The organism is Gordonia sp. 852002-50395_SCH5434458, assembly GCF_001665905.1.
Taxonomy (GTDB): Bacteria; Actinomycetota; Actinomycetes; order Mycobacteriales; family Mycobacteriaceae; genus Gordonia; species Gordonia jacobaea.
On record NZ_LZTC01000004.1, the window covers coordinates 55,077 to 61,512 of the forward strand.

Below are 6,436 nucleotides of genomic sequence, written 5' to 3' on the forward strand. Positions count from 1 at the left end.
CCCGGTGACCAGATATCTCCTCATCCGTCTGGGACAGATGGTGATCGTCTTCTTCGGCGCCACGTTCCTCATCTACGCCATGGTCTTTCTCGTCCCGGCCGATCCCATCGCGGCTCTCGGTGGCGGAAAACCCATGTCCCCGGCCCTGATTGAGCAACTACGCGCGCAGTATCACCTCGACCAACCGTTCTATGTGCAGTACTTCAACTACATCGGCGGAGTTTTCCACCTCGACTTCGGCACCTCGTTCTCCGGGCAACCGGTGTTCGACGTCATGAAGCGCGCGTTCCCGGTGACGGTCAACCTGACCCTGATCGCGCTGGTCGTCGAAACGATCGGTGGCGTGGTGTTCGGTGTGATCTCCGGCCTGAACAAGGGGCGCTGGTACGACACCGCGATCCTGATCGTCACTCTCATCATCATCGCGATCCCGATCTTCGTGCTCGGCTTCGTCGCGCAGTATCTGCTCGGTGTGAAGTGGCATCTGTTCCCGGTCACGGTCGGCGGAAACCTCGACTTCTACCACCTCATCCTTCCCGGATTCGTGCTCGGCGCAGTCTCATTCGCCTACATCGTGCGACTCACGCGGTCGGAGGTCGCCGACAATCTGACCGCCGATTACGTACGCACCGCGTCGGCCAAGGGTCTTCGACGACCCCGCGTGATCACCGTGCACGTCCTGCGCAACTCGCTGATTCCGGTCGTCACGTTCATCGGCACCGACGTCGGCGTGCTGATGGGCGGAGCCGTCGTCACCGAGGGCATCTTCAACATCCCCGGCGTCGGCGGAACGATCTATCAAGCGGTCATCCGTGGCGAGGCCCCGACCGTCGTCTCCTTCGTCACGGTGCTCGTGCTGATCTACCTCGTCTGCAATATCGTCGTCGACTTGCTTTATGCCGCACTCGATCCGAGGATTCGCTATGCCTGAGACCCCACACACCGACGCAGCTCTGAACGCGTACCCCAGCTTCTTTCCCGGCCAGGACCGCTTCGTCGCCGACGCCGAAGACGTCGAGTTGCTCAAGGTCGACGAGTTCGTCGACGACGTCGATCCGGCAGGCTTCTGGAAGTCGGCGTGGCAGGAGATCCGCACCAAGCCGGTGTTCATCGTCTCGATGATCCTGCTCGTCCTCATCCTGCTGATCGTCGCGTTCCCCGGCCTGTTCGCACACCAGGATCCGCGGTACGCAAACCTCGAGGACTCGCTGCTCTCACCGAGTTCCGCGCACTGGTTCGGCACCGACCTGCAGGGCCACGACATCTACGCGCGTGTGATCTACGGTGCGCGCGACTCCGTTCTCGTCGGAATCCTGACGACGCTCGCGGTGGTGCTCGTCGGTGGATTCCTCGGCATCTTCGCGGGCTTCTACGGCGGCTGGCTCGATTCGTTGATCTCCCGACTGGCCGACATCTTCTTCGCCATCCCGCTGATCCTGGCGGCCGTGGTCACCATGCAGATGATCTCGGCGCGCACCGTCTACACGGTGGTGCTGGTCCTCGCGATCTTCAGTTGGCCCCAAATCGCCCGTATCGCACGGTCTTCCGCGATCTCGGCGCGCAACGAAGAGTTCGTCGACGCGTCGCGCTCGCTGGGCTCGTCGCGGTTCCGCACCCTGTTCACCCACGTGCTGCCGAACTCGCTCGGTCCGGTCATCGTCATCTCGACGATCTCGCTCGGCGTCTTCATCGTCACCGAGGCGACGCTGTCGTACCTGGGCATCGGCCTGCCGTCGACCGCCGTCTCCTGGGGCATCGACATCGCCGCGGGCCAGCAGTTGCTGCGCGAAGGTCAGCCCATCTTGTTCTATCCCGCTGCCGCACTTGCCATCACGGTCCTCGTGTTCATGATGCTCGGCGACGTGCTGCGCGACGCACTCGACCCGAAGGCGAGGACCCGCTGATGACAACGGACACAACGAACTCCGAGCTGACCTCCGACAACGAGACCGCTGTACCGGCACCGCTGCTCGAAATCTCTGACCTACGAGTCGATTTCCGCTCACGCGGGCGCGACGTACCCGCGGTACGCGGCGTCGGACTCACGGTCTATCCCGGCCAGACCGTCGCCATCGTCGGCGAATCCGGCTCGGGTAAGTCGACCACCGCCGCGGCGGTCCTCGGACTGCTTCCCGGCAACGGCACGGTGACCGGCGGAAAGATCCTGTTCGACGGCAAAGACCTCGCACAGGCGTCACGACGTGAGTTCGAGAAGGTACGCGGCAGCGGGATCGGTCTTGTGCCACAGGACCCCAACACCAACCTCGACCCGGTGTGGCGCGTCGGATTCCAGGTCCGCGAGACGCTCGTCGCCAACGGAGCGGCCAAGCGCGGCGAGGCCCGCACGCGTGCCGTCGAGGTGCTCCGGCAGGCAGGCCTGCGCGATCCCGAGAAGCGTGCGGCGCAGTATCCGCACGAGTTCTCCGGCGGCATGAAACAGCGCGCGCTCATCGCGATCGGTCTCGCCGGAAAGCCCAAGCTGCTCATCGCCGACGAACCGACGTCGGCACTCGACGTCACGGTGCAGCGCGAGATCCTCGACCACCTCGCCACGCTCACCGACGAACTCGGCACCGCCGTGCTGCTGATCACCCACGACCTCGGCCTCGCCGCCGAGCGCGCCAGCCACCTGGTGGTCATGTACCGCGGCCGCATCGTCGAATCCGGCCCGGCGCAGGAGATCCTGACCAACCCACATCACGAGTACACCAAGCGACTCGTCGACGCCGCGCCGTCGCTCTCGTCCCGCCGCGCCGACCGCCACAAGCCCGCCGCCCCGCAGGCCGAGCCCACCCCGCAGGCCGAGCCGGCCTCCAACCCGCTGGTCGAGCCGGCCTCCCAGCCGCTGGTCGAGCCGGCCGCGAGCGAACCGAGCAGCCGAGTCGAGACCACCCCAGCGCAGGCCGAGCCCAACCCGCTGGTCGAGCCGGCCGCGAGCGAAGCGAGCAGCCGAGTCGAGACCACCCCCACCGAGGTCGTCGTCGCGGCGAATCTCGTGAAGGACTTCCCCATCCGCGGCTCGGTCCCGTTCCGCAAGGCCACGCCGTTCCGCGCGGTCGACGACGTCAGCTTCACGCTCAACCGCGGCACCACCACGGCAGTCGTCGGCGAATCAGGCTCCGGCAAGTCGACCGTCGCGCGCATGGTGCTCGGACTCCTCGAACCAACCTCGGGCACAGTCCATTTCGACGGCAGCGACGTGACATCCCTGAAGGGTGCGCAAGCCAAGTCTTTTCGACGCCGCGTGCAGCCGGTCTTCCAGAACCCGTACGGCTCGCTCGATCCGATGTACTCGATCTACCGCGCGATCTCCGAGCCGCTCGTCGTGCACAACATCGGCGACAAGGCTTCCCGCATCGCACGCGTTCGCGAACTTCTCGACCTCGTCGCACTCCCGTCATCGGTGATGCAGCGGTTCCCCAACGAGCTCTCCGGCGGGCAGCGTCAGCGGGTCGCGATCGCACGTGCGCTTGCGCTGAACCCCGAGGTCGTCGTCTGTGACGAGGCGGTGTCCGCCCTCGACGTCCTGGTGCAGGAGCAGATCCTGACCCTCCTCGACGACCTGCAGCACGAACTCGACCTGACGTACCTGTTCATCACACACGACCTGGCCGTCGTCCGTCAGATCGCCGACCGCGTGCTCGTCATGCGCAAGGGCAAGGTCGTCGACGAGGGCACCGTCGACGACGTGTACGAGAACCCGACCTCGGACTACACGCGTGAACTACTCGCAGCCATCCCCGGGCGAAACCTCGAACTTCAGCAGTAATCCTCGCGCTCGGCGTCGTCGAAGGGCGACAATGGACAGATGAAAACGTTGCTGAACATCATCTGGTTGGTTCTCTGTGGTTTCTGGATGGCGCTCGGCTACGTCATCGCGGGCATCATCTGCTGCATCCTGATCATCACGATCCCCTTCGGTATCGCGTCGTTCCGGATGGCCAACTACGCACTGTGGCCGTTCGGTCGGACAGTGGTCCGCGATCCCCAGTCGGGAGCGTGGTCGGTGATCGGGAATGTGATCTGGATCATCGTCGCAGGTTGGTGGCTGGCAATCGGGCACCTCACGACCGGAATCGCGATGTGTCTGACGATCATTGGCATACCGCTCGGCATCGCCAGCTTCAAGATGATCCCGATCTCACTCGTGCCTCTCGGCGCGCGGATCGTGCCCAGTGATGCGGTGCGCAACGACCCGATCATGGGCGCGACGCGAGCAGCCTGACCCGTGAATCGACGCAGACGAGACACTCCGTTCGATTCGACCCATCCACTCCCGTGACCGGATCCGAACACCGGGCATGAGTATCCGCCAGCGATCCGCCCCGCCCTCCAACGTCGCCGTGGTCGGCAGCGGGGTCGCGGGATTGACCGCTGCGCACGTGCTCTCCGGAAGCAGCCGGGTGACGCTATTCGAAGCCGACGATCGCCTCGGCGGCCACGCCCACACGCACTCGGTGCCCATGCCCGACGGAAGTGTCGTCGGCGTCGATTCCGGTTTCATCGTCCACAACGACCGCACCTACCCGACGCTGCTGCGCCTCTTCGCCGAGCTGGGCGTGGCAACCAAGGACACCGACATGTCCATGTCGGTCAGCTCGACGGTGACCGGCCTCGAGTATGCGGGCGCCCTCGGCTTCTCCGGGTTGTTCCCCACCCCGCGCAACGCCACGCGAGGCCGCTATCTGCGCATGCTCGGCGAGGTGACCCGATTCCACCGGGCGGCGCGCGCACTTCTCGACACCCCCGACTCCGACGAGCCGCTCGACGACTTCCTCGACCGCGAGAACTTCTCCCCGTACTTCCGCGAACACTTCATGCTGCCGCTCGTCGCCGCTGTGTGGTCGTGCGACGCGGCAACCGCGAGCCGCTACCCTGCGCGCTACCTCTTCACCTTCCTCGATCACCACGGCATGCTGTCGGTGTTCGGGTCGCCGACGTGGCGCACCGTCGACGGCGGGTCGGACACGTATGTCCAAGCCGTCGCCGACGGTGTCCGAAGCCGCGGCGGCGCAGTCAACCTGAGCACCCCGGTCCGGCACATCTCCGAGAACTCCGACGGCACAGTCGAACTCGCCATCTCATCCGGAACACAGAACTTCGACGCGGTCGTCGTCGCCACCCATCCTCACCAGGCTCTCCGACTGCTCGACGCCCCGACCCCGCAGCAGCGTCGAGTTCTCTCCGCCATGGAGTACGCACCGAAACCTGCTGTGCTGCACTCTGATATCTCACTTATGCCACGGGCACGTCGCGCGTGGGCATCGTGGAACTACCAGATCCACGGCGACGCGTCGGGGGCAGTAGACGACTCGCAGGTCGCGGTCACCTACGACCTCACCCGGCTCATGCGCCTGAATCCCGAGCATCCCCGCATGCTGGTGACACTGGGCCGCACCGACCTCGTCGATGCGTCGACCGTCATCGCCGAGATGACATACGAGCACCCCATATACACCACGGAATCGGTTGCCGCACAGGCACTGCTACCGGATATCAACACCGACGCGATCGTCTTCGCGGGCGCCTACCACGGGTGGGGTTTCCACGAGGACGGCGCGCTCTCCGGAGCACGCGCCGCGGAGCGTCTCGGTGTCGCGTGGGATTTCGCGCGGCAGACCACGGTCGACGACGAGCGGGAGTCGGCATGACCGGGAACGCCCAACTGGTGCATAGTCGCATCACCCATACCCGGCTATCGCCGGTGCGGCACGCCTTCACATACCGCAGTGTCTCCTGGCTCGTCGATATCGACAGCCTGCCAACACTTTCCGCCCCGCTGCGACCCTTCGCTCAGTTCCGCGGAGCCGACCACTTCCCCGAACCGATGGTCGACGGCCAGACCCTGCGCGATCGCCTGAACGCCCACCTCCTCAGCGTCGGCAAACGCCCTCCAGACGGAAAGGTCGTCGCTCTGACGTCACCGCGCGTCGCGGGCTACGTCTTCAACCCGCTGAGCGTGTACTGGTGCTATCGCGCCGATGGTTCACTCGCGTACGCGGTCGCCGAGGTCCACAACACCTACGGCGGCCGGCATTGCTACGTCGTCGAACTCGACGACCACGGGCGCGCAGAAGTCGACAAGGAGTTCTACGTCTCGCCCTTCAACGACGTGTCGGGCAACTACCGCCTGCGGATGCCGCCACCCACCGACGGTCGCGTCGCCGTCTCGATCGTCCTGGAGCGCGACGGTCACGAGCCTTTCGTCGCATCGCTGTCGGGGCGCATCGAACCCGCGACGTCGCGTGCGATCGTCGCGACCCAGATGCGCGCGCCGCTCGCCCCGCTCGTAGTCTCGGCCCGCATCCGATTCCAGGGAATCAAGCTGTGGGCCAAACGACTTCCGATCGCGCCCCCCCGGGAAGATGTACTTGTGCACACAGGTATAGGTGTTCCGCGAGGCGCGCATCCTGTCGTGGGGCATGGTGATCGGACC

Annotated in this window: 6 protein-coding genes; all 6 read left to right on the forward strand. The window is 65.5% G+C overall.

The annotated features are described in order from the left end of the window. The first annotated feature begins 4 nt into the window (after positions 1–4). A complete protein-coding gene (locus A5785_RS00835; RefSeq protein ID WP_005207646.1) occupies positions 5–931 on the forward strand; it encodes an ABC transporter permease in 927 nt (308 codons plus the stop codon). After that, a complete protein-coding gene (locus tag A5785_RS00840) occupies positions 924–1,904 on the forward strand; it encodes an ABC transporter permease (protein WP_064864168.1) in 981 nt (326 codons plus the stop codon). The genes A5785_RS00835 and A5785_RS00840 overlap by 8 nt, the downstream gene beginning before the upstream one ends. Beyond that, entirely contained in the window at positions 1,904–3,769 is a 1,866-nt protein-coding gene (locus tag A5785_RS00845) for a dipeptide ABC transporter ATP-binding protein (protein ID WP_064864170.1), read from the forward strand. Before A5785_RS00840 ends, A5785_RS00845 begins: the two co-directional genes overlap by 1 nt. 39 nt (positions 3,770–3,808) lie before the next feature. After that, on the forward strand, positions 3,809–4,225 hold the full coding sequence (locus A5785_RS00850) for a YccF domain-containing protein (protein ID WP_049700270.1): 417 nt from the start codon (positions 3,809–3,811) through the stop codon (positions 4,223–4,225). Between the two features lie 76 nt (positions 4,226–4,301). Further along, the gene (locus A5785_RS00855) at positions 4,302–5,651 is read left to right on the forward strand and encodes an NAD(P)/FAD-dependent oxidoreductase (RefSeq protein ID WP_197494440.1); all 1,350 of its coding nucleotides are present in this window, start codon (positions 4,302–4,304) and stop codon (positions 5,649–5,651) included. Beyond that, on the forward strand, positions 5,648–6,436 hold a 789-nt coding region (locus A5785_RS00860; protein WP_082946506.1), incomplete at its 3' end, for a DUF1365 domain-containing protein. The genes A5785_RS00855 and A5785_RS00860, both read left to right, overlap by 4 nt.

Coding starts and splice junctions, on each gene's coding strand:
- A5785_RS00840 (WP_064864168.1), top strand. CDS start 924: ATGCCTGAGACCCCACACACCGACGCAGCTCTGAACGCGTACCCCAGC.
- A5785_RS00845 (WP_064864170.1), top strand. CDS start 1,904: ATGACAACGGACACAACGAACTCCGAGCTGACCTCCGACAACGAGACC.
- A5785_RS00850 (WP_049700270.1), top strand. CDS start 3,809: ATGAAAACGTTGCTGAACATCATCTGGTTGGTTCTCTGTGGTTTCTGG.
- A5785_RS00855 (WP_197494440.1), top strand. CDS start 4,302: ATGAGTATCCGCCAGCGATCCGCCCCGCCCTCCAACGTCGCCGTGGTC.